22 protein-coding genes are annotated in these 24,487 nt (G+C 48.4%); 16 read left to right on the top strand and 6 right to left on the bottom strand.

What is annotated here, in order from left to right; translation table 11 throughout:
• Positions 1–102: 102 nt before the first annotated feature.
• Positions 103–1,056, bottom strand: a complete 954-nt coding sequence (locus ACE3K2_RS18445) for an L-lactate dehydrogenase (protein WP_421893316.1) — start codon at positions 1,054–1,056, stop codon at positions 103–105.
• A 544-nt stretch (positions 1,057–1,600) separates the two neighbouring features.
• Here ACE3K2_RS18445 and ACE3K2_RS18440 point away from each other — a divergent pair.
• From ACE3K2_RS18440 to ACE3K2_RS18425, 4 genes are all read left to right on the top strand, one after another.
• Complete coding sequence (locus ACE3K2_RS18440) at positions 1,601–2,287, top strand: hypothetical protein (protein ID WP_421893313.1); 687 nt, start codon at positions 1,601–1,603, stop codon at positions 2,285–2,287.
• A 137-nt stretch (positions 2,288–2,424) separates the two neighbouring features.
• Positions 2,425–3,246 carry a serine/threonine protein kinase gene (locus ACE3K2_RS18435; RefSeq protein ID WP_421893310.1) on the top strand — a complete coding sequence of 274 codons (822 nt, stop codon included), beginning with the start codon at positions 2,425–2,427 and terminating at the stop codon, positions 3,244–3,246.
• Positions 3,247–3,798: 552 nt separating this feature from the next.
• A complete protein-coding gene (map, locus tag ACE3K2_RS18430) occupies positions 3,799–4,545 on the top strand; it encodes a type I methionyl aminopeptidase (RefSeq protein ID WP_421893307.1) in 747 nt (248 codons plus the stop codon).
• A gap of 174 nt (positions 4,546–4,719) precedes the next feature.
• Complete coding sequence (locus ACE3K2_RS18425) at positions 4,720–5,733, top strand: NADP-dependent oxidoreductase (protein WP_421893304.1); 1,014 nt, start codon at positions 4,720–4,722, stop codon at positions 5,731–5,733.
• Between the two features lie 122 nt (positions 5,734–5,855).
• Here ACE3K2_RS18425 and ACE3K2_RS18420 read toward each other — a convergent pair whose 3' ends face one another.
• Positions 5,856–6,341 (bottom strand): CcdC family protein, encoded by a 486-nt coding sequence (locus ACE3K2_RS18420; protein WP_421893301.1) that lies wholly within the window; start codon positions 6,339–6,341, stop codon positions 5,856–5,858.
• Positions 6,342–6,557: 216 nt separating this feature from the next.
• Between ACE3K2_RS18420 and ACE3K2_RS18415 the strand changes: the two genes are divergently transcribed.
• From ACE3K2_RS18415 to ACE3K2_RS18405, 3 genes are read left to right on the top strand one after another with little or no spacing between them, the layout of a single operon-like run.
• Positions 6,558–7,712 (top strand): HEAT repeat domain-containing protein, encoded by a 1,155-nt coding sequence (locus tag ACE3K2_RS18415; RefSeq protein ID WP_421893298.1) that lies wholly within the window; start codon positions 6,558–6,560, stop codon positions 7,710–7,712.
• Positions 7,693–9,135 carry a glycosyltransferase family 2 protein gene (locus ACE3K2_RS18410; protein WP_421893295.1) on the top strand — a complete coding sequence of 481 codons (1,443 nt, stop codon included), beginning with the start codon at positions 7,693–7,695 and terminating at the stop codon, positions 9,133–9,135. The genes ACE3K2_RS18415 and ACE3K2_RS18410 overlap by 20 nt, the downstream gene beginning before the upstream one ends.
• Before the next feature lie 53 nt (positions 9,136–9,188).
• On the top strand, positions 9,189–10,322 hold the full coding sequence (locus ACE3K2_RS18405) for a hypothetical protein (RefSeq protein ID WP_421893292.1): 1,134 nt from the start codon (positions 9,189–9,191) through the stop codon (positions 10,320–10,322).
• 302 nt (positions 10,323–10,624) lie between these two features.
• Here ACE3K2_RS18405 and ACE3K2_RS18400 read toward each other — a convergent pair whose 3' ends face one another.
• On the bottom strand, positions 10,625–11,197 hold the full coding sequence (locus ACE3K2_RS18400) for a TetR/AcrR family transcriptional regulator (RefSeq protein WP_421893289.1): 573 nt from the start codon (positions 11,195–11,197) through the stop codon (positions 10,625–10,627).
• A complete protein-coding gene (locus ACE3K2_RS18395; RefSeq protein WP_421893286.1) occupies positions 11,194–11,925 on the bottom strand; it encodes an MBL fold metallo-hydrolase in 732 nt (243 codons plus the stop codon). Before ACE3K2_RS18395 ends, ACE3K2_RS18400 begins: the two co-directional genes overlap by 4 nt.
• Positions 11,926–12,355: 430 nt before the next feature.
• On the opposite strand from ACE3K2_RS18395, the gene ACE3K2_RS18390 reads away from it, so the two are divergent.
• Together ACE3K2_RS18390 and ACE3K2_RS18385 are read left to right on the top strand one after the other, a co-directional pair.
• The gene (locus ACE3K2_RS18390) at positions 12,356–12,820 is read left to right on the top strand and encodes an RrF2 family transcriptional regulator (RefSeq protein WP_421893283.1); all 465 of its coding nucleotides are present in this window, start codon (positions 12,356–12,358) and stop codon (positions 12,818–12,820) included.
• Between the two features lie 264 nt (positions 12,821–13,084).
• The gene (locus tag ACE3K2_RS18385) at positions 13,085–13,711 is read left to right on the top strand and encodes a nitroreductase family protein (RefSeq protein WP_421893280.1); all 627 of its coding nucleotides are present in this window, start codon (positions 13,085–13,087) and stop codon (positions 13,709–13,711) included.
• Positions 13,712–13,909: 198 nt separating this feature from the next.
• On the opposite strand, the gene ACE3K2_RS18380 is transcribed toward ACE3K2_RS18385, so the two are convergent.
• Together ACE3K2_RS18380 and ACE3K2_RS18375 are read right to left on the bottom strand one after the other, a co-directional pair.
• Entirely contained in the window at positions 13,910–14,593 is a 684-nt protein-coding gene (locus tag ACE3K2_RS18380) for an S-layer homology domain-containing protein (RefSeq protein ID WP_421893277.1), read from the bottom strand.
• Between the two features lie 155 nt (positions 14,594–14,748).
• Positions 14,749–15,609, bottom strand: a complete 861-nt coding sequence (locus tag ACE3K2_RS18375; protein ID WP_421893274.1) for an AraC family transcriptional regulator — start codon at positions 15,607–15,609, stop codon at positions 14,749–14,751.
• 232 nt (positions 15,610–15,841) lie between these two features.
• Here ACE3K2_RS18375 and ACE3K2_RS18370 point away from each other — a divergent pair, with 232 nt between their 5' ends.
• The 7 genes from ACE3K2_RS18370 (at position 15,842) to ACE3K2_RS18340 (ending at position 24,446) form a co-directional block, all read left to right on the top strand.
• Positions 15,842–16,834, top strand: a complete 993-nt coding sequence (locus tag ACE3K2_RS18370) for a lactonase family protein (protein WP_421893271.1) — start codon at positions 15,842–15,844, stop codon at positions 16,832–16,834.
• A 297-nt stretch (positions 16,835–17,131) separates the two neighbouring features.
• Positions 17,132–18,526: a helix-turn-helix domain-containing protein gene (locus ACE3K2_RS18365; protein ID WP_421893268.1), complete on the top strand. Its 1,395-nt coding sequence runs from the start codon at positions 17,132–17,134 to the stop codon at positions 18,524–18,526.
• Between the two features lie 264 nt (positions 18,527–18,790).
• Positions 18,791–20,668, top strand: coding sequence for a rhamnogalacturonan lyase (locus ACE3K2_RS18360; protein ID WP_421893265.1), 1,878 nt, complete (start codon positions 18,791–18,793; stop codon positions 20,666–20,668).
• A 439-nt stretch (positions 20,669–21,107) separates the two neighbouring features.
• On the top strand, positions 21,108–22,187 hold the full coding sequence (locus ACE3K2_RS18355; RefSeq protein ID WP_421893262.1) for a sulfate ABC transporter substrate-binding protein: 1,080 nt from the start codon (positions 21,108–21,110) through the stop codon (positions 22,185–22,187).
• 87 nt (positions 22,188–22,274) lie between these two features.
• The gene (gene cysT / locus ACE3K2_RS18350) at positions 22,275–23,111 is read left to right on the top strand and encodes a sulfate ABC transporter permease subunit CysT (protein WP_421893259.1); all 837 of its coding nucleotides are present in this window, start codon (positions 22,275–22,277) and stop codon (positions 23,109–23,111) included.
• A gap of 67 nt (positions 23,112–23,178) precedes the next feature.
• Positions 23,179–24,054: a sulfate ABC transporter permease subunit CysW gene (cysW, locus tag ACE3K2_RS18345; RefSeq protein WP_421893256.1), complete on the top strand. Its 876-nt coding sequence runs from the start codon at positions 23,179–23,181 to the stop codon at positions 24,052–24,054.
• 152 nt (positions 24,055–24,206) lie between these two features.
• Positions 24,207–24,446, top strand: a complete 240-nt coding sequence (locus ACE3K2_RS18340) for a YezD family protein (protein WP_036607453.1) — start codon at positions 24,207–24,209, stop codon at positions 24,444–24,446.
• Positions 24,447–24,487 lie beyond the last annotated feature (41 nt).

Below are 24,487 nucleotides of genomic sequence, written 5' to 3'. Positions count from 1 at the left end.
ACGCCAATAATCCTCCTCAGACGGAGTGTTATTGGCGTGTTTGCGTTGACAGGCTTTTGAAGTTGAGACGCAGCATACGAAGTAGAGCTGTATACGAATGAGTTATGCCAATGTCAGACGATTGATATTACCGGCTAGAATTTCACAGGAGTTAATGAACTTCTGGCGTTCCACTGCATCCAGATGCAATTCGATAATCTCTTGAATGCCATCTCCACCGATAATTGCAGGAACACCGACGCAGACGTTGTGTTGCTCGTACTCTCCGTCCAGAATAGCCGATACAGCGATGATCTTGTGTTCATCATTGAGGATTGAACGGGTAATGTGCGCGAGGGCGTTGCCAATTCCGAATTGAGTAGAGCCTTTACGGGTAAAGATCTCCCAGCCGGCATCTTTCGTTTTGCGTGCAATATCATCCAGATCCAGATGTTTGAAGCGCTCCTTGTGCTGATCCAAAATGTGCATAATTGGTTTGCCGCCGATGGTCACATGTGACCAGGCCACGAACTGGGATTCTCCATGCTCCCCGAGAGCATAACCATGCACACTGCGTGGATCGATGGAGAAGACTTCAGACAGCAGTGTTTTGAGCCTTGAAGAGTCAATGGACGTCCCTGTGCCGATGACATGCTCACGCGGAAGACCAGATAATTTCCATACCATATAAGTTACTATGTCAACCGGATTGGCAGCGACGACAAAAATCCCGTTAAATCCACTGTTCATGATCGGAACCACAATGTCTTTGGCAATGGACTCTGCTTCCTCCAGAATATCCAGCCGTGTCTGTCCTGGCTTGGGATTCGCCCCGGCGGTTAAGATAATCACATCCATATTGCCACAATCCGCGTATGTGCCTGCATATACTTTGGTTCGGTTATGTGTGAAGTCCATACAATGGGAAAAATCCAGTGCCTGCGCTACGGCACGATCATACGTCCGATCCACCATCATAATTTCTCTGCATATGGATTGATTAATCATGGAATACGCACAACTTGAACCGACAAGACCCGCCCCGATCACCGCTACTTTACCTGATTTGCCTAACACTGCCGTTCAGCCCCCAATTAGATTGATATTTTCCGTTACTAACACGTTCTATGTTAAGTATAGTCCTATATTTTATGCTGGAATGTACTTCTACGTTACATAAGATAACACACGAAAAAGCTGCACAGCAATGATATCCGCTATCGCGGGAGCGTATTGGAGTGACGGAGTTAACAAAATTGACATGAATAATTCATTATCATAGGATTTGACGGCGTTTGCACCTGTGTTATTCGACATGACAGCATTCACGTTCGTTGTCGGATTGGGGATTATTTATGCAGATTATATACCTGACAAAACTTCTTAGGAATCCGCAGAAACAGAACAAAACCGCCAAAGGGATCTGCCGAGAAGCTGACGAATACATACGGACAAGCAAAAGATAAGCATACTTGATCCATGAGACAGGTTGCCCCGATCCGATGACGGTTCCAAAAAGGAACGCTGAAGCCATAATGTGTTTTTCCAAGAATCAATTTCATAACTCACTAAAGGTATGATGAAATTGATTCCCAAAAGACTTCATTCCGGGAGGGAATTAATGATGATTGAAGAAGCAGGAGCAACGACGGAAACAGCCAAGAGCCTGGGCATAGGTGCCAGTACTCTTCGTAAATATGCGGCGGCACTGGAAGAGCAGGGATACCGGTTCGAACGTTCCGCCAACAAATCCAGACTATTCAAATCAGACGACATCGAATGCATTGAACGCCTGATGACCGAACTCAGAGAGCATAATCTGCCCCTGGCAGATGCTGTGGTGACTGTACTGGCTCCAGAAGTACCTGTAGCTGTAGTAGAAGTAGATGTACCTGTGGTAGGGATCGAAGGTCTGTCAGAGTCGGAATGTGCAGCGACAGTCATGCCATCAACATATCCTGAGGGCGCGGAATCAATCGGAAACCTAAGATCCTATGAGGGTCTGGGGCAACTGGTAAGTGAGGTAACATACGGTGCTGTAGAACAACAACAGGATGATCGGGTACAGCTGCTGCAACAGCGGGTTGATGAACTGGAACTGACACTTCAGCATCTGGCAGAGACACATATGGCCCTTCAGGAACAGATGGAGAAACAACGCCTGTGGATGAATGAGAAGCTGGAGGAAGAGCGAGATCGCGAACTTGTGACCAACTTGCGCAGCTTCCAGGGAAGAAAACGCAAACCAAAAGGAGTATCTTTGCGTATGTTGTTTGGGTTCCTGCCCAAGAAGCATAAGGAAGCTTGAGAGACAGACCATTGGTCATCGTGATTTTACATGATCGGCCTGATATAATAAGCTCCATACAACATGAAGACTGGCAATGGATCTTTCGGTATAGAACCAGACCGGGATGAGATCGGAAAGCTGGCGTGGGAGGATCTGTGGAGCTGCGACGAAGCTGGCAAAGATTGCTTGGACTGTGGACGGACCGTTCTCGTCGGAAAGGGACGACCATTGCCGAGCGTTATACAATACAGGAATTGCTGGGTATGGGGAGCTATGGGTTGACATATCTATGTACAGATGAGCAGAACGGCAGGGAAGTGGCGTTGAAGGAGTCCAAGCCCAGCAAGGGAAAACTCGCTGCAGCCCTGTTGGAGCGTGAGGCGGACGTGATGAAACGTCTGCATCATCCAGCGATCCCTGGCCTATTGGATGTGTTCACATCCGGGAGACGAAGTTATATCGTTACCGAGTATATTCGTGGACAGACGCTGGAAGATTGCATATTTGAGCAAGGTCTTCGATATACGGAGCGGGAATGTCTGGAATTGGCAGGTCAACTGCTGGCTCCGGTGGCTCATGTGCATGAGCAGGGATACATTCATGGAGATGTGCGGATTCCCAATGTTATTTTACGTGAAGGGACGGTACATCTGATTGACTTTGGCTTGGCGAGACGCTTGGGGGAGCCGTTGTTGCCGGAGCTAAAGCAGCGTATGCGTGAAGTGCCTGAGCCTGAAGATGAACCGGCTACACCGGATCATGATCTGCAGGATATCGGCCACTTTCTTCTTTTTATGCTGTATTCGGCTTATGAGCCAGAGAAGGGTCGAGAACCCGCCAGCTGGCAGGAGGAATTGAAGCTAACGCCGGAATTGCACCAGATGCTGGAACGACTTCTTGGACTTCGTCCGGGTTATGAAGGCGGAGCGATGGAGTTGCTGGCAGAGATGGAACGTGTGTTGTTGAAGGTAAGATGAAATAAAGGGGTGTTCTGTTAGCCGTGTGTATGGCTATCGAACACCCTTTTATTTTAGTTACATCATTGATATATGGTCGCGTACACTGAACTGGCCGATGAGTACTTTTTAATAGCAGGAGGAGCACAAGGCGCTTAGCTGGAGCTGTATTTTCTGCTTTTGTAATACCCGGAACCACTGCGGCTGTCCCTATATTTCACATCCGAAGAAGAATAGCGCTTGTAGGAACGCTTGCCGGAGGAACTGCTGTGACGTTTATATGAGCGCCTGTCCGAGGAGCTGTAACGTTTGCGTTGAGATGAAGATTTGGAATCGATAAGTTTGCCGATTATTTTTTTGAACATGAGCTTTTCACCCTTTCGACTTCAACTGTTTTAACCATATACGTGGCCAGATCAGAAGGGGTTTCGAGTTTTTCATGGATAATGGTATTCATTGGACAGGCGCTTGGCGTATAATAGGATGTTGCTGATTGCGCGGAATTTTTTATTTTGAGCGTTTAGCGTTACAATAGAGGACAGGATAAGATTTTAACGGACAGGAGTAGTTAACATGATTACATTGAAGACCAAAGAACAGATTGAATATATGAAAAAAGCCGGAGAAATTCTCGCCGCATGCCATAGAGAAATTGCAAAAATGATTCGTCCAGGCATTACGACACAGGAGATCGACCAGTTTGCCGAGGCTTTTATGAAGAAAAATGGCGCTACGCCGGAACAAAAGGGATATAACGGATACCAATATGCGACATGTGCGTCGGTTAATGATGTGATCTGTCACGGGTTTCCGGGAAAATATGCACTGAAAGACGGCGATATCGTTACAATCGACATGGTGGTTAATCTGAATGGCTGGTTGGCCGATTCGGCCTGGTCTTATGCCGTAGGTGAAGTGACTCCGGAAGCACAACATCTGCTGGATGTAACCAAAAACTCTCTGTACAAAGGCATTGAACATGCCGTGGTGGGCAACCGAATCGGAGATATCTCCCATGCCATTCAAGTCTATGCAGAGGGTGAAGGTCTGTCGGTTGTGCGCGAGTTTATTGGTCACGGCATTGGTGAGAAGATGCATGAGGAACCACAAGTCCCTCACTATGGTCCGCCACATCGGGGTCCACGTCTTAAGGAAGGCATGGTTATTACGATCGAACCGATGTTGAACATTGGTACGTATCGCAGCAAGCTGGATTCGGATGGATGGACGGCACGTACGATGGATGGAAGTCTGTCTGCCCAGTATGAACATACAATTGCGATTACAGCAGACGGTCCTGTGATTTTGACAGCACAATAATAGCTAAAAGCAGATACAATGTGACGATATTTGCATATTTCAAGGCGGTCCACGTTTGTGATCCGCCTGTTTCGGTTTAAACTAATAAGAAGTGATAACACAGAGCCAGTGGTGAGTAGTCTCAGCTGACAAGGGTTAACCTTGCGTCCACTTGGCAACAAGGAGGTAATTTTGGTGTCTGTAAATAAACAGATCGTACTTGCGTCTCGTCCCGAAGGTGCCCCAACCAGAGAAAATTTTAACTTCATTGATGCACCTCTTCCTGAACCGGAAGCTGGGCAAGTCCTGGTACGTACATTATATTTGTCGGTCGATCCGTACATGCGGGGCCGCATGAAAGATACAAAATCCTATGCTGCACCGTACGCGTTGAATGAAGTGATTAAGGGTGGAACTATTGGGCAGGTTGTGGAATCTTCGGAACCAAACCTGCGCAAAGGAGATCTCGTATCCGGCATGTGGGGTTGGCAGCAATATGCCGCAGTGAATACGGCGGATCTTTCACTGATTGATACCGAAGAGGCACCAATCACGGCATACCTGGGTGCGCTGGGCCTGACGGGTCTGACGGCTTATTTTGGCATGGAGGACATCGGCAAACCGAAGGACGGCGAAACGGTCGTTGTATCGGGAGCAGCCGGAGCGGTAGGTATGATTGCAGGTCAGATTGGTAAAATTGTGGGAGCACGCGTGGTTGGTATTGCAGGCTCTGATGAGAAATGCGCGTATTTGAAAGAAAAGCTGGGCTTCGACGTGGTGTTGAACTACAAGAAGGAGCAGGATATGTCAGCGGCCATTGAACGGGCTTGCCCGGATGGCGTGGACGTCTACTTCGATAATGTGGGCGGCGACATCTCAGATGCAGTCTTGCGCCACATCAATCGGAATGCACGTATTCCGTTATGCGGTCAGATCTCGTCTTATAATCTGGAGAAACCGGATATCGGGATGCGGCCACAGACGTTGCTGTTAACGAACACAGCATTGATGAAGGGTTTCCTGTTGGGTGACTACACCAAATCCTTCAAGGAAGGCCGCGCCAAGTTGGCGAAATGGATCAAGGAAGGTCATATCCAGTATGAAGAAAACATTGTGGACGGGTTTGAACAGACGCCGGAAGCATTCATGGGCCTCTTTTCTGGAGATAATCTGGGCAAGCAACTGGTTAAGGTTGCAGATCCTGAATAGTTATTGAACGATTTACATGTACAATTAGGTTGAAACGAAAAGACACGTTCCGCACACCGTTGGTGCAGCAGAACGTGTCTTTTTTATCTGTAAAGCTGTGCGTAGTCTATGTAGTAGGGTGACTAGTGTTCGGCGACCAGCACTTCTTTGTAGTGTTTGTACATATATACACGCCAGCGTACAATCATGCCAAAAGCCAACAGGAAGAACAATCCGCCCGTTTGCGGAATACTTACATATCGCTGAATGACTTCATGCAGGATCAGGCGTACGGCCAGCAATCCAAGCAAGATAAAAGCAAAGCTGCGAGAACGTGTGGCAAAAATTTCTTTGCCTACTCGTTCAAACCGTGTACTACGAATAAGGGGATAGGAGAAGAGGAACCAGCCCACCAAAAACGCAATGAATGCCCAGAGTAGAGGAACATGTGTTGCCGGTACAACAAACATGAGAAATCCTGTGCTCATGCCGAGCGGAGGAATAAGGATTTTGCGAATGGTCACCGGTCTGTGACTAGCTTTCATGCGGATGAAGATGGCGAGCAGTGCCATGACGAGCATGCCCACGGTTGCTCCGATTTGCAGGTAGTACGGACTGATTTGAGCCACGTAGAACTCCCTCTTTCTGGAATAATATGTTATCCGGAGATCCGGAACCAGTACGAATTGCCGGAATTTTCAGTTCCTATTATATCACAAACGCAGAAAGCCGATAGAAAGCTTAGTGTATCATATACCCGATATGTATTCACAGGGTGTATTTGAAAATTTTGTATTATTGTGCCCGTTGTAAGGCCGTTTATTCGATTAAGGGGAAATCATACAATGATTGGACAACAATGGATGTATACGAAGCTCATCGGTTCACATCATACAGGATGGCTTGCAGGTAATACAGATTGGTTGGTACATGTGGTTGGCCTTATATGTGCAAGTGTACTGATTCTCTTGCTAATGATCTACGGTTATATCTTATGGTTGAAATATGATAGCAGACGCAGGGAAAAAGTGAAGACAATACGGATGCAGGAATTACATGCAGAAGGTTCATTTCTACAACGTTACCTGAACCTCGGGGAAATTGGCGTAGACTTATTGAATATGAATGGAGATCAACAGATTGTTTTGCAGCATTTGTTATTGCAACGGCTTGCTCAAGGTCCGGTAGAGCAGGAGATTCTGCGAATTCGTCTGTTATCCTGGCAAGTATTTGGAAGCTCATACCGGTCGGTTCTGAGGACAGGAAAGTGGAGAGAACGAGTCAACACGTTGTTATATATCGAACAGTTTCATATGGTGGAGCTGCTGTCCAGGTTAGAGGATATGCTGCGGGTTACCTCCTGTACACCACTTGAACGTTTTATCATTTTGCGCATATATGCCAGAACCGGTTATTTCAGAATCGTGAAGGAATTGATGCGTGAGCAATATGTATGGTCCGATTCGCAGTATCTGCAGATTCTGCTGTTGCTGACGGATTCATGCTGGACTCGTCTGAAGGATCATTTCAAGGATGTACCTTATCAGGTCAAGTCTAATATCGTCCATGCCATTCGTATTCGGGATGACCAGACGGATAGTGCTGTTGTTTTACTGGAGAAGCTCATTCTTGGAGAGGATGGGCTTCTGCGTACCCACGCTTATCAGGCATTGGCTCAAGTGGGCAGAAATCGTGAAGATAAACTGAAGGGGTTATTACTGGTATGGAACGAATCTGGTGAGGAAAGGCAGCGTGCTGAAAGACTAACAGTGACTCGGCTCATGGGCACAGTTCATGCGGATGCTTTTATTCCTCGCCTGAAGGGAATGATGGGTGATCCTTCATTTCAGATCAGGCAGGAAGCGGCGAATTCCCTTGCCCGGTACGAGCGGGGACTGGAAGAACTCCGGGATACGGCTGTAAATCATCCGGATAAATACGCTAGGCAGATAGCGGAAGAAACGCTGGAAAGGATGCAGTATGGACGAAAGATGGATTGAGATGCTGCGGAGTTTTGTTTTGGCTTGTTATGAGGGTATATTTATCTATCTGGTGCTTGCGATTGTAATGTGCAGTGTTCTGGTCGTTTCAGCCGCTCGCACATTGATCCCGAGAAGGGATCTGGACCCGCTGCAATATCATGAGCTGTTGGATGAAGAATTGGCTCCGGCGGTATCCCTGCTTGTCCCGATGCGTAATAGCGACAGTACGATCGTACAGCGAATTAACGGTCTATTGGATATTCAATATGCACGTTATGAAGTTATTATCATTAATGATGGATCAGAGGATAGAACCATGCGGCGTTTAATGGAAACCTATGATCTGATGCCGATTCGGAGTAAAGTTTATTACTCGGGACTTGGTCAGGAGACGGCTCAGATTAAATGTGTCTACCAATCCAGGCTGCATCATCGTCTGATTGTGATCGACAAGGCGTATGGAGGACGAATGGACTCCTTGAATGCAGGTCTGAATATCTCGCAATATCCTTATATCGCCTCTGTTGGACCCCGGACATTTCTGGAACGAGATGCATTGGTGAAGATTATGAAACCCATTATGGATGCTCTACCAGGAGAAGAGGTCGTTGCTTGTAGCGGACGAGTAGATCTTATGGTCCCCAGAAATACGGCTCATATGAAATTAACGGATAATAACACAAGACGAACGGGGAGTACCTTGTATGTAATGCAGACTATTGAATACGTGCGTGCTTTTTTGATTGGTGGTGTGGGACTCGTTCGTTACAATATGAATGTGCTTTTATTTACGGTCCAAGTATTCGGTGTATTCAAAAAGAACCGGGTAATGGAAGTGGGGGGGTACAAGCGCGATGACCAAGTCTCTCACATGGAACTGGTCATGCGGTTGCAAAAACATATGAAGCGAAAACGGGAACGTGGTCGTATTATATACATTCCCGATCCGATCTGCAGGGTAGAAGTACCGGGCACGTGGCGTCAGCTACGCAGACAGCGTACCCGCTGGTATAGGCAGCTTGCGAGCAGTCTATGGGCCCAGCGGAGCATGATTTTTAATCCAGCCTATGGCTGGATGGGGATGGTATCCATCCCGTATTTTATTCTGATCGAATTGTTGGGACCTGTGATGGAGCTGGGAGCGATTCTGCTGTTCATCTCGGGCATAGCACTACAGTTGGTAGATATTAATCTATGCATCATTCTCGCTCTACTGCTGATGCTCTATGGTTCCCTGTTGTCCGCAGGGATGGTAATGTTCGAAATATGGTGTTCACGCAAAGCATACACATCCAGAGAGGTCACACGTCTGTTATTATATGCTTGTTCCGAGACGTTCTGGTTCAGACCGCTGAACAATATATTCCGTATGTTTGGCATCTTGCAGGCGATGGGATTGAGGAAGGAAGAGGAGAAGAAGATCAGGAATGGATTGGGGTAAGCTAACGGCAATCTTGGTAATACCTTGGAACAGAGCAAGGAGGAAGACGCTTCATGAAAAAAAGTTACAGGCCAGCCACGATGTGGACGTTGGCTTGTTTTACAGTGGTATCGGTGGTGCTGGTTGTCCCCTGGATTATGTGGCAATCCCAGGCCCCCGTTCCGCTGAACATCATGATTATTGACAAGAGCAAACCGGACTTGTCCTATCAGGGGCACAAGGGATTGGTCTGGCTTCTGAATCAGCAGAAGATTGTACAGCACACAGGGGAATACTACTCGTACAAAGAGGATTATTACGGCTATGATATTCAGAACGGGCTTCCCCGGATGAAACAACTGCTGCCGGATGAGGTGACAGATACGGATCTGATCTATCTGACGGCCAATCGGAATAGTCTGTCTGCACAGAAGAAGAATGAACGGAAACAAGACGGAGTCTACGAAGGATTAACGATATATGATGTGCAGAAGATCCGTGAGGCCGCGTATAAAGGGGTAACGGTTGTCGCCGAATACAGTGCATTGGCGAATACGGCTTCGAAAATGACCAGGGAGCAGCTGTATCCCATCTTGGGAGTGAACAGCAGTGGATGGCAAGGGAAATCGGTATCTAATCTGCAAAGCAAGGAAGAAGTACCTCGGTGGGTTCGTACGAACTATGAACAGCGGGAGCACAAAAAATGGCCTTATCACGGGGCAGGTATTCTGCTGGTGCATATGGATGGGCAGGTCATAGTGCTGGAGAAAGGCCCGGATGCAAAGACAGGGAATGTACAGATTGCATTCACACAGGAAGGCAGGGATTGGTGCGGTATAACCCAGGATATTCATTACAGTGGCTGGTTTGATATCATTCTGCCGCAACAGCAAAATTCCATATTAGCCTGGTATAAGACGGATGTGACGGAGACAGGCGAGCAGAAATTGGGGAATGCAGGAATACCTGCTGAATTTGCTGCAATTGTCCGCTATGACGACTATAATCGGTCGTATTATATGGCAGGGTCATTCGGAGAGATGAAGCATTATTCCTTCTGGCGCCGAATCCGGGGATGGGAGGTCGTCCGGTCGAAACTTACGCCAGATCAGAAAGACATTCCTGACATGTTCTACTGGAAGGTATATGTGCCAGTGATGAAGCAAATTTTGGATGAAGTGCAGGATGTACGGCAGCAATGGCCGTAGACAGGCTATCGAGAACCATTTTGATGGAAAGAGGGAAGAGAAAGTCCATTCCAACTTCGGTGAGGAACGGCGATGTACATATTAGAGAAGCGCGTAGGTGTGAGGGGCAAAAGTGTGGTTGAGAGAGAGGGTGGATCAAGCATGGCCCAGATTGCCAAGTGAAATGGAACTGGGGAACTCGCATATGTTTTAGACCCCATCACCATGAGCAATGGGATTTGTAGGGATGTATCATTACACGGCAACGCAAAAAGGACTGCAGAGGAAATGCAGTCCTTTTTGATGATGCAATGCGTGCCTTACTACGCCTGGTGAAGATGCCGGAGTCCGTGCAGGAAGGCGGACACGGTCAGACGCAGACTTTCGTCCGGGTCAAAGTTCATGCCGAAGCCGCCTTGTGCCTCAATGGAGGCAAATCCATGGCAGAGGCTGCGCAAACCACGAACGGCGTGTAATGCTTCCGCTTCGGTTAGCGGGTAGGGCTGCAAGCTGTGCAGCAGCAACTCCAGCGTGGCTGTGCTGGCCGCGGCGAGCTGTGGCTCCTCGCGGTCCGGGGCATGAAATGAGGCTTCGTAGAGCCCAGGGTGCTCGCGAACGAAGCCAATGTATGCGGCAGCGATGGCCTGGATGGCATCGTCGCCAGTGTGGTCAGCAGTAGCCGCGGTTAATGCGCGGCTAAGCTGTTGTACGGACATCAGCGCCATTTCCTGGCGAAGCCCGGGAAGACCGCTGATGTGGTTGTAGAGCGACGGCGAGCGCACATCCAGCCGCTGGGCGAGTGCGGCCAGTGTCAGCGCCTGAAAGCCGTCGCTGTCAGCAAGCTGGGCGGCGGCGCTGAGCAGAGCGCCGCGATCCAGCCCTTGCCGGGGGCTCATCGTTGCCCCCCGGCAAGACCGAACCGCTGCTGTGCATCAGCGGTTGCCGCGCGCATGGCGGACGCGGGCTGGCGCAACATCCGTCCGTGGCCTACAGCCAGCACGGACGGTTCCAGCTCCGCCAGGCGCTTCGCGCTGGCCAGAGCCGCTTCGCGGTTCCACGTCGCCAGCGCGGGGAACGGGAAGAGCGGGCGCATGCGGCCGGATACGGCAAGGCCGCCTTGCAGCTGGTACGCGTCGCCAGCGATGAGCACACGGCTGCGCGTATCCATGAAGGACATATGCCCCGGTGTATGGCCTGGTGAGGCAATGGCAAGCAGCGAACCAATCTGGTCACCATCATCCAGCAAGTGGTCAGGTTGGGTGCGAACCGCTTCGGGCTTGGGTACGCCGCCGCGTACCGGGGTTTGAGGCTCACCTGAAAGAAGGGAAGTATCACCTGCCAATAGCCGGGCATCCCGTCTGGAGATGAAGACCTGGGCTTGGGGCAGTGCCTCTTTGAGATGATCCAGTGCACCAATATGGTCGCTATGAGCATGAGTCAGAATGATCTTGGTAATGGGCTTCCCAAGGGACTGGGCAGTTGCCAATATCCCTTTAAGACTGAATGGTATTCCGGAATCAATCAGGGTTAATCCATCTTCCTCTTCAATCAGGTATACGTTCACAGGGAAGAGTCTTGGAAAAAACGTAACTTGAACGACATCAAATTCTCGGGTAATGCGCATCGATAAACCCTCCTTAAAACTAATGGTATTAGTATAATAACTAATGTCATTAGTTTTAGCAATACCCTGTGTTCATTTTGTTGCAATAAAAAAAATTTTAAATAATGATGCACTTTACAAAAAAAGCGTTTTCAAATTGAAGATTACCGATTATAATAGTCACGTAAGCCCTTTCATATGTCTATCTTATTGGAGCCCTTCGCGTAGCGAAAGGCTCACTTTTTTGTTCTTTATGGATTAAAAAGCAGACGGGATGTTAATCCTAACCTGATTGTGTAGATGAGCTGTAAGTATTGGTATAACAGGAAAAATCACGTTTGATCTCCATCCTGGGTGAAAGTTGACAAACATAACTGTTATTCATATAATGACAGTTATACTTACCTTGGGTTGAAGTTCATCGGTGTTGTAAGCCGGGAAGGAGTAAGTTATGAACAGCGAATTTACCATAGCGGTGCATTGTCTTGTTTTTCTGTCGATGAGAGATGAGTGTATGGCCAATAGTGAAGATTTGTCCCAGAGTGTGGGTACACACCCGGCCAGAGTCCGTAAGGTACTTAGTGTTCTGCGTAAGCATGGTTACCTGACGACCAAGGAAGGTGCTCATGGCGGGTACTTGCTTAGCCGTCCAAGTCAAGAGATCAAGCTCGGAGAATTATATAGACTGGTAGCTGGTGGTTCACTCGGCCCTAACTGGTGCTCAGGGGAGTCCGGTTCATCGTGCGTGGTATCTTCCAATATGCAGGATGTGATGGGGAACATTTATAATGGAGGCGAAGAGGCGCTCAGCGCTTATTTTGATCGTATATCCATACAGGATGTGAAAGAGCGCATAGGTCGTGGGGATGCATGTGAATTATCGTTAGGTGGATTGCCTGCAAAGGAGAAGTCCTGACGGAGTCCACAACGAATGGTCTTCCATGAATATGGTCTGGTTTAATCAGGCATGGTGGGCATGTTACGGCATGGGCGTATGCTCCGGTGAAAGATCCATGGATGTTCTCAAGCGATTCCGGGCATAACCTGAACACAGATGAAGAGAGATCGTCTGCGCTGATGTTATTTTCGGAAGGTAAATACTCGGTAGAGTAGACTTCAAGATCCCTTGCGAAAGTAAAAGAAGAACACAAACAAAAATAGATTCTAGGGAGTGGAATACATGTCAGGCATTGAAAAAAATGAAACACTTCGCGTTATTAGCGAACGTCATGCTGTCAAAAAGTACGAACAAGGGTTTGAATTGCCTGAAGCTGATCTCAACGCGATTTTGACAGCAGCTGCGGAAGCACCATCTTCATGGAACCTGCAACACTGGAGATTCCTCGTGATTGAATCCGAAGCAGACAAAGCGAAATTGCTGCCAGTTGCTTACGGTCAAACTCAGATCGTGGAAAGTTCAGTTACGATTGCTGTTCTCGGAGATTTGGAAGCAAACCGTAACACCGTAATCTACGATCAAGCTGTTGAAGCAGGCGCACTGACTGCTGAGGTTCGTGACGCATTGGTTGGACAGATCAACGGTGCTTACCAAAGCCCGCAAATCGCTCGCGATGAAGCGATCCGCAATGCATCCTTTGCTTCCCAAAATATTATGCTTGCTGCACGCTCCCTGGGTTACGATACTTGTCCAATCGGTGGATATAATCCACAAAAACTGATCGAAACCTTCAACATTCCTGCACGATTTGTACCAACGTTGTTGATCACTGTAGGTAAAGCGGCACAGCCTGCTCGCCCATCAGGACGTTTACCGTTGTCTGAGGTTGTTGTTAAAGGTTCTTTCTAATTCAGAACTTTCTAAGTTAAAAGCTCCATCTGATGATTGCATCAGTGATATAGGTATAATACAAACAGCCGTACTTTCCTGCTGAGGGAAGGTGCGGCTGTTTGGCATATGGAGGTTGTGTGGTAAAGTCCACTCACGTGCGCTCCAATCGAGCGGATTCACCACTCAAGTGAGTATGCAGCTTCCGCCATGAGATGATTACTTCTCAGGGCTTTCCGGGATTTGTGGTGCATGGAACGATTCCATGTACTCGATTGCGTTATATATCATCACTGCTGCTTCGGCACGAGTGATCGTTTGTTTGGGCTTGAAGTTTCCGTTGGCATCCAGTTCATTGATTTTAAGAACGAGTGAACGTTGGATGGCACCTTGATACTCTGGCGTAAGTTCCTGTTCGTCGGTAATGTCCACAGGTTTGATATTAATCATCGGCAGACCACCTTTGGCCTCGATGCCTTGCATCAGAAACAGTGTGAATTGTTCACGAGTAAGCGGCTTGGACGGATCGATATCCTGTGACATCTGAATGCCATTATATTGAGCGCGGATAAATGCATCACTGTACCATACGCCATCTTTGACATTGGTGAAGTGGTCACTTGGCACTGGCATTTTGATAAAACGAATGGTGTCCAGATTCAGATTCAGTCCATCTGCAATCAGTTGAACACCCTGAGCGGTATTTAACTCCAGTTCAGGTTTGAACAAACCGTCGCTCACACCTTTGATGAATCCATCCTGATGGAGAGATTCGATTTTGTCTGCTCCTGCGATACCTTGAATATCCGTGAATTGGGCCTGCGCAGCGTTGATCGGGCCTGCACTTAGAGACAGCGTGAGCAGAGCTCCCGCAGTTAATGTAGCAATTATATTTTTTTTCATGATAGGTTCGCCTCACTTTTCCAGGGATGATCCCTTTATATAAAAGTTATTTGCCCCTATAGACGACCCTTCTGTTCAAAAGGTTGCTGGAATTTGCCAATTGAATTCATGAGGATTCTGAAAGGCTTAAGTGAAGCACAGTGAATGCACGGCATCTATCCTTTGGATTTATTTCGATAATCCGTGGGTGAACGTCCCATCATTTTGCTGAACAGACGGGAGAAGTAGTACGGGTCCTTGAATCCAAGCTCGGAACTGATCTGCTTCACAGTCCAATCGGTAAAATCCAGATAGCGGCAGGAATGCTGGATCTTGAGCCGCAGGAAATAATCGATGGGTGAATGCCCGGTAGCTTGTTTGAATAACTGAGAGTAATGAGGGACAGACAGCCGGGCGTGTGCCGCCAGTTCCTTGAGGGTGATTCCGTTCTCCAGGTGCTCCAGCATATATTGAACGGATTGTTCAGCCGCACGTTTGCTGCTTACAATCCGGCCATCCGTTCCGGTTGTCTCCGGTCCATAAGCGAGCATACCCAGCATATAACCGATAATCTGGGAGGCATATGTCATCGTCTGCATGGAGTAACCTGTCTCTAGCGCGCCGTAACATTCATGGAACAGCTCAAGCCATTTTTGAGCCTTGGCCGGTGGCATGGTCGTGATATGATGGGTTAACAATGGTTCTATGTAGGTTAAAGCGTGTTCACCGCGCAGATGAATCCAGAAGATGCTCCATGGTTCAGCTGTGTTGGCACCATACACATGAGGAACATGTGCAGGTAATATGACGAGGTTTCCCGGGCGGACATCATATGTCTTGCTGCCATCCATCGTATACCAGCCTGTGCCTTGGGCACAGTACATCAGAATGTGTGATTCACAACCATCGGGACGGTCTCGGTAATGATGCTCCGCTTCGTGAAAGTAACCGATATCGGTAACGTATAGTCCGGACGTGACCGGATAAGCTGCGGTTTCTTGCAGCAGTAAGTCTGGAAGCACAATGAGTTTTTGCATACGAAATCCGTCCGATTTACGCTGTAGGGGTGGTCTGTTGTTAGGTCTCATACTTTGTATTATGGTGAGAGGGCATAAGGGAGTCAATGACGGATATGAGAGCGCTCAACGCGGTTGTTCTCGATTTAGAAATCCACGTTACAGGAAGTGAAGCAGTAGCCCGTGAATTGGGTAAGTACATACTAGTGGGAAGAATCAGAACAGTGAATATAGGATAAGGGAGAGATTGGATATGGAACCAGTCACAACGCAGGAAACACTTTTCTATACAGGTACGTATGCGTCAGCGAATGAACCAGGGATATTCCTATGTGCGTTGAATGCGGATACAGGAGAGATGCGAATCGTCAATCACATGGATGGCGTGGATAATCCGTCTTATCTGGCGCTATGCCCAGATGGAAACTGTCTGTATGTGGCAAGTGAGACGGACGAGGGCGAGGTGTTGGTTTATCGCAGAGATGCGGCAACGAGTGAGCTGCACCTGATGGATCGAAAGCAGACCCGAGGGGCATCTCCATGTTATGTGTCGGTCTCCAAAGATGGCCAGTGGGTGTTCTCATCCAACTATAGCAGCGGCAGTGTCAATGTATTTCCGGTAGGTGATCAGGGGACGCTTGGTGAGATGAGTGCATGGGTAGAGCACACGGGCAGTGGAATCAACAAAGAACGCCAAGAAGGGCCACATGCTCACTCCATTCAGCCAGATCCGTCCGGACAGTACGCTATCGTATGTGACCTCGGTCTGGATCAGATCATTGTGTATCGGTTGGAAGAGGGACGTCTGGTTACCCATCGTGAGCTGGATCAGCCACCAGGCGCAGGGCCAAGGCATCTTGTGTTCCATCCCAACTCGAAGTGGGCATATGTCATCAACGAATTGAACAACACGGTTACGGCATTCCTATACGATGAGCGCAGAGGGGAGTTCACTACGGTGCAGCACATTTCCACACTGCCAGAAGGAAATAAAGGCGAGGGTACCGCTGCAGACATACGTGTATCTCCATGTGGACGTTTCCTGTATGCATCCAATCGGGGAGATGACAGCATCGCACTCTACCATATTGACCAGGAGAGTGGTGAGTTGGAAGCCGTAGAGTGGACGTCAACGATTGGGCAGACACCGCGTAACTTTAATATTTTGCCAGGTGGGATTCTGGTCGTGGCCAATCAGGACAGCAATAACCTTGTAGGTTTCCAGAGACGGACGTCTGACGCATAACGGGTTCAAGCTGGAACTGCCTCGTCCGGTATGTATTGTGCCTGTGGTTTAAGTTGTAATTCGGTGAAGTGATAGATAAGTGCGAGTACATTATTACATCTAAAAAGAGGTCTACAAGCTGAGAAATCATGCGGAAACACATGGTTTCTCAGCTTTTTTGGTTTTATACGCGATTAACTTGAAAATAGTGGCAATTATCACATTTTTTTATTGACCATCGTTCGAACGTTCATTATGATCAGAATATATCGTGAATAAACCTAAAATCTGGATGTTGCACGAAGGGTGGTGCTTTCCTTGGAACCTGCAAATTCAATTCGGGAGCAATTAACCCACTTTATCGATAAGAACAGCATGACACTCTCCCGATTCTCGGAAGTATCTGGCATCAATACAGGCACAATTAGTCGTATTTTACATGGGAATCGCCCCATATCGGTGAGTCAGTTGATTGCGATCTCATCCGGAATGGGCGTGGCAGCGGATCATTTTTTTACCGACTATGTGGAAGAATGTTTTGCTTATTCCGTCTCAATGCGGAGGATCAGACCGTTTATTATCCAAAGTGCGGAGCTGAATCGACTGGACTGCATTGAACAGGTTCTTTACCGGCTACTGGATGACCTGGATTACGCAACAGAATTATATGAGATGGCGGAACAATTGTTTGAACGAGATCAGCGGTCTGCGGCGGCATTGTTATATAAGAGTGTAAGTGAAGTTGAGAAATATCAGCATTCCGAACGGCTCGCGATGTGTCAATATCGGTTGTTTTTAATTGGACAAGGAGAGAACCTGGAGGAAAATCTAAGGACAGCTATCTTGTTCGAGCCCTACGTTGACCGGTTGGATGAGGGATATCAACTGGACGCGCTGAAACATTTGATTCATGTGTTTATGGCCGTTCATAAATGGGATAAAGTGGATGGTTTAGCACAAGAGATGTACAAATTGGCGAAGATTTTTTATGAGTCCAAACACCTTTCTAAACGAAGGGAACAGCATGAAAATCAAACCGAACGTCCACTCTATACTTATATTTTATATGCTTGGTTGATTCGATCCACAGTGTATGAGGAGTATGGAGATTATAAAAAAGCTTTGGAGTTTGTATCGTTGTATGCATATGGACAGGGCTGGTTACAGGAACAGGATGACGAATCAGAGCGCATACAGCAACAATTTGGGGAATGGGCAACAGCTAATACGTATCTCTACCGAATGTTATCTGGAGAATGGGAGATCGTTCATGAATATGCGGACTATATCTCGAAGTATCCTGATGAGATTTTTTTAGCTTTACGTTACATGATACAGGCAGCCAATCGGTTTGATTGGAACATTGATGAGATTTTGGAGCGTTTCTCTGAACATACGCCTTTGCGTACCTACAAGACGGAGTTTGGAGATTATAATAAACGTATTATTAATGAAAATTATGCGCGGTTTTTAAGTGATCTGGGGATGTACCAACTTATGAGAAATCGTAATGATGCAATGAATCTTATTCTTGAAGGATTGCAAATGTCAGTTAAAATTAATAGTGATCGAAATATTATTACATGTATGACATTATTTGAGCAGTACAGAGATCAAGCTGATTCAGAAGCAAAACAGAAGTTCAAATCCTTATCAAGTGAGGTGCAACGGCTCAATGCGAAAAAAAACGTCTTTGTTGCTAACCATTTTTAGTGTTACAGTTACAATTTGCCCGATCATTTATGCCTTATTGGGCCACGGAGCAGGCGGAGTATAAAGTTATGAATTTATTCAAAAAAGTACGAAGTCGAAGGAGAAATCCTTCGGCTTTTTTATGTACATATCAATGAATTACTAAATTAGACCTATAGATGGAATTATATGTTTAATTTAAACTAAATATATTAAAGCGCTTACATATAAAATGGCGCTACAAGGGCATCGGGCTTACCACTACAATTGGGGAGGCAATTGTTTATGGGAAAAGGATCATCACTGTGGAAGCGCACATTACGTACAGCCGGAGTATCGTTGTTGAGTTCCGCGTTACTGGTCACTTCGCTTGGATTGGATAACACGCCGGTAACACATGCCGCGGGTACAAGGCAGATGGAATATCTGGATCGCGGATTGGTGGCGGTAAAGACCGGGACAGGTGTGTTTGTCAGTTGGCGACTTCTGGGTACGGAAGGTTCGAATGTATCGTTTAACGTCTATCGGGATGGAACCAAGGTGAACGCTACGCCCATAACGAATAGCACCAACCTTCAGGATGCAAGTGGGACAAGCAGTTCCAAATATACGGTTCGCGCTGTCGTCAGTGGAACAGAGCAGGCTGCTTCAACAGCAGCGAGCGTATGGGGCAACAATTATCTGTCCGTACCGCTCAGTGTACCCGCAGGTGGGACAACTCCCGATGGAGTAGCCTACACCTACAGTGCCAACGATGCCAGTGCAGGTGATCTGGATGGTGATGGGGAGTATGAATTGATTGTGAAGTGGGACCCCTCCAACTCCAAAGATAACTCTCAGAGCGGTTATACCGGGGAAGTGTTTATCGATGCCTACAAATTGAACGGAACACGCCTGTGGCGAATTAGTCTGGGCAAAAATATCCGTGCGGGTGCTCACTACACCCAGTTCATGGTGTATGATCTCGACGGTGACGGCAAAGCCGAGGTCGCGATGAAAACAGCCGATGGCACCAAGGATGGCACTGGCGTGGTCATCGGTGATGCCAGCAAAGATTATCGTAATTCCAGTGGTTATGTATTATCTGGCCCGGAATTCCTGACGGTATTCAATGGGCAGACTGGTAAAGCACTATCCACGGTGAATTACGAACCGGCGCGTGGCAATGTATCTGACTGGGGAGACAACTACGGCAACCGGGTGGATCGATTCCTCGCTGCCATTGCTTATCTGGATGGGGAGCGACCAAGTCTGGTCATGGCGCGTGGATACTACACCCGCACAGTACTGGTGGCCTATAACTGGCGCAATGGGCAGCTAACCAAGCAATGGACATTTGATTCCAACACATCGGGCAACTCAGGTTATGCCGGGCAGGGCAATCACAATCTGAGTGTGGCGGACGTAGACGGGGACGGGAAAGACGAGATTGTCTATGGTGCCATGGCGGTGGATGATAACGGCAAAGGGTTGTACACGACAGGACTCCATCATGGCGATGCCATGCATTTGAGCGACCTCGACCCGGATCGCCCTGGACTTGAGGTATTTCAGGTTCATGAGACACCGTCCAATGCCGGAGTGGAATTCCGGGATGCAGGTACAGGCCAGCTCATTTGGGGAGTCAAAACAACGAAGGATATTGGACGTGGCATGGCGGCAGATATCGATCCAAGATATAAAGGCGCCGAAGTATGGGCGGACGGCAGTCTGTACACAGCCAAAGGGCAGAAACTTGGGACAACCCTGCCTTCCTCCACGAATTTTGGAATCTGGTGGGATGGTGACCTGCTCCGTGAATTGCTGGACAGTAACCGAATCGACAAGTGGAATTATGCCAACAGCACAACGGTGAACCTGCTCACCGCATCCGGCGTTACTTCCAACAACGGGACCAAGTCTACGCCGAATCTGCAGGCCGACCTGTTCGGGGATTGGAGAGAGGAAGTGGTGTGGCGGACAAATGACAGCTCAGCGCTGCGGATCTATACCACAACAGCAGTTACGGACAAACGCATCTATACGCTGATGCATGATCCGGTATACCGTCTTGGCGTCGCTTGGCAAAATGTAGCCTACAATCAACCGCCACACACCGGATTTTATCTGGGAGAAGGCATGAACACACCACCGGTACCGAATATCCGGTATGCGGGCAGATGACGAATGGACCAGGCATGGCAGTCCAATTCCATTCCTATTTACAATAGACAGCGAAGTATGGGATTCGCTGAAGGGAACAACGGACGGTGGTTCGTTGTTCCTCTTTTTTTTGCCAATGGTGCAGAAATACGGTAAAAATCGGAAAAAACGTTTGACAGGTATATAGACTGCCTTTATTATACGTATATAACTCACTAAACAGGTAGGAATAATAAAACATACAACCTGAACAGAATAACGTTCTCACCGTATAGACGGAGGAACACCGCAGCGCATCCTTTCCGGATGAAAGCATACACGGCCTAGGGCCGGCATGACTTTATGGGGAGAAGTGCGCGGGGGTTCCTCCGTCTTCTTGTTTTTTTTACGGGGCGTTCGATCCTGTTCAGTCAGCCGGCCTGAGGTAGTCATGCAGATCTATATCGGGGGAGTGTTATCTATGAAAAAGAGAATTCACAAGGGTATTCTGGTTGGTCTGGCACTGGTGTTAACAGGAGTACTGGCAGCATGCGGATCGGATAGTGGCGGGTCCAGTGCGGCAGGAACATCGGGGGGAGCGGAAGGCGGCAAGGAAGAGGCGAAGGCCATCGAACTGCTGAATGTTTCCTATGATCCAACACGGGAACTCTATGAGCAATATAACAAAGCGTTTGCGGCGCATTGGTTGAAAGAGAAGGGCCAGGAAGTGACGATCAAGCAATCCCATGGGGGATCAGGCAAACAGAGCCGTTCGGTTATTGACGGACTGGATGCGGATGTGGTGACACTGGCATTGGGATACGATATTGATGCGATTGAAGATAAAGGTCTGATTAATGAAGGTTGGCAGGACAAATACGAGCATAACAGCTCTCCGTATACCTCCACGATTGTATTCCTTGTACGTAAAGGCAATCCCAAAGGCATCAAGGACTGGGATGATCTGATCAAAGGGGATACCCAAGTCATCACCCCGAATCCCAAAACGTCTGGCGGAGCGCGCTGGAACTACTTGGCAGCTTGGGGATATGCCCTCAAGCAAAATAACAATGATGAAGAGAAAGCGAAGGAATTTGTTGGCGAATTGTTCAAACATGCGCCTGTACTGGATTCGGGTGCTCGTGGGTCTACGACGACGTTTGTTGAACGTGGCATTGGCGATGTGCTGCTTGCCTGGGAGAATGAGGCTTTCCTATCGGTAAAAGAGCTGGGTCCGGACAAATTCGATATTGTGGTGCCTTCGGTTAGTATCTTGGCTGAACCACCCGTTGCGATTGTGGACAAAAATGCAGAAAAAAAAGGAAGCCGCGATGTGGCGGATGCCTACCTGAAATATTTGTACAGTGAAGAGGGGCAGACCATTGCCGCTGAAAATTATTACCGCCCAACGCTGGACAGCGTGGAGGAAAAATTCAAAGATCAGTTCCCGGCACTTGAACTGTTCACGTTGAAAGATGTATTCGGTACATGGCGGGATACTCAGGCCAAACATTTCAATGACGGTGGTATCTTCGACCAGATCTATGTTCCGGGCAGCTAAGGTTGCTCTGTTCAATGAACACCCGATCAATCGCGCTGTGAGCGGCCAACCAGCCTTACCGGCTGAAGGCAGAGAGGATGAACGTGCATGAGCAAGGTGATGGTGACGCAAAGACGCACATTGCCGGGATTCGGATTAACGATGGGTTACAGTGTGCTCTACCTGAGCCTGGTTGTACTTATTCCACTGGCGGCGCTGTTATTTAACTCAACAGGGCTGACGTGGGCAACCATGATTGAGGTTGCGACCAATCCCAGGGTGCTGGCTTCCTTCCAGGTCAGCTTTCTGACCGCAGGTGCAGCGGCCCTGATTAATCTCGTGCTGGGGTTACTCCTAGCATGGGTGCTTGTTCGGTATGAGTTTCCTGGCAAAAGGCTGTTTGATGCAGTCATTGATTTGCCTTTTGCCTTGCCAACAGCGGTAGCAGGGGTTGCCCTTACGGCGATCTATGCCGGCAATGGCTGGATTGGGCAGTTTGTAGAGCCTTTGGGCATTAAGCTCGCCTATTCACAGGCCGGGATTACGCTTGCGCTGATGTTTATCGGCATTCCATTCGTGGTTCGTACGGTGCAACCGGTGTTGGAGGAGCTGGAGGCTGAGGTGGAAGAAGCGGCTGCCACACTGGGCGCAGGAAGATGGCGAATATTCCGTACCATTTTGCTGCCGGATCTGATTCCGCCACTGCTGACCGGATTCGCTTTGGCCTTTGCCCGGGGGATTGGCGAATATGGCTCCGTTGTATTTATCTCAGGTAATATGCCGATGAAAACGGAGATTGCCCCCTTGCTGATCATGGCCAAGCTGGAGCAGTTCGATTATGCGGGCGCTACAGCTGTAGCTTTGCTGCTGCTTTTAGTCTCTTTCATCCTGCTGCTGATTATTAATTCCTTGCAGCGCTGGAGTCGGAAGGCGGGCAGGGCATGACAATAAAGCGTGATGGAATAAGGTTATTAAAAAAAGTCACTCACCCAAACCAAAGGAGGTGCAGCATATGGCGAGTTCTGTCCCACTGAGCCCTGTTCCACCCGTACGATCTGGCCGCGGAACCAACCGTGCAACAACGGAAGCTCCATGGGGCAAATGGTTGTTGATTGGACTGGCGAGCCTGGTACTCCTATGGCTGCTTATATTGCCACTGGCCATTGTGCTCATGGAGGCGTTGAAGCAGGGCTGGGGTGTATACATCGCGGCTCTTACCGAGCCGGACGCCATGTCTGCACTGAAGCTCACGTTATTGGTTGCCGCGATTACCGTGCCGTTGAATACGATATTTGGCGTGGCCGCTGCCTGGGTTATTACCAAGTTCCAGTTCAAAGGTAAGGGACTCATGATCACGCTGATTGATCTTCCCTTTTCCATCTCACCTGTGGTGGGCGGGTTGATCTTTGTATTGGTCTTTGGTTCGAATGGGTGGTTTGGGCCGTGGCTGTCCGAACATGATATCAAAATCATTTTTGCGCTGCCAGGCATTGTCATTGCAACGCTGTTTATTACGTTCCCCTTTGTAGCCAGGGAGTTGATTCCACTCATGGAGGACCAGGGAACCCGGGAAGAGGAAGCGGCGGTTACGCTGGGTGCTTCCGGATGGCGAATCTTCTGGAGTGTAACCTTGCCCAACATCAAATGGGGGCTGCTGTACGGTATCATTCTGTGTAATGCCCGTGCCATGGGCGAGTTCGGAGCGGTATCTGTGGTGTCCGGACATATCCGCGGGGAGACGAATACGCTGCCGCTACATGTGGAGATTTTGTACAACGAATATCAATTCTCGGCTTCATTTGCCGTGGCTTCCCTGCTCCTGATTCTGGCTCTCGCCACGTTGCTGCTCAAGAGCTGGCTTGGACACAAAGCCGTTTCAGAAAAGTGATTATGGGAAGAAGAAAATACAGATTGACAGCTACTGGAAGCCCTGCTAATGTATAAACCAAGTATATAGGTTGGATAAGAATGATTTATAAATCCGTTGGATGGCAGCTTAGGAATATGGCGGGCAGTAGCCCGAGAAGAGGAGGCGGCTCTATGGCTAAGCCGTTAAAAGTGGATGAGGTATGGTTGGACCGAATTGCCGGACAGCTGAATGACATGGAGTTTGGTTCCTTGCATATCGTGGTGCACGAAGGTCAGATTGTGCAGATGGAGCGGACTGAACGCAAGCGTTTTGAGAACACACCCTCAGGCAGCGCCTCCAAATCCGGAAGCACGGCACGAAGCAGTTCAGCCCGTTCACTGCGCGGATCTAACGCGAGTGCAAAGGGATAGAGAGTGACGTTACGTCAGGGAAGGATGGGTGTATAGGAATA

The sequence above is a fragment of the Paenibacillus sp. genome (genome assembly GCF_048976745.1).
Classification (GTDB): Bacteria; Bacillota; Bacilli; order Paenibacillales; family Paenibacillaceae; genus Paenibacillus.
The sequence above is the reverse complement of the archived record's forward strand: the minus strand, read 5'-3'. Positions and strand labels throughout refer to the sequence as shown.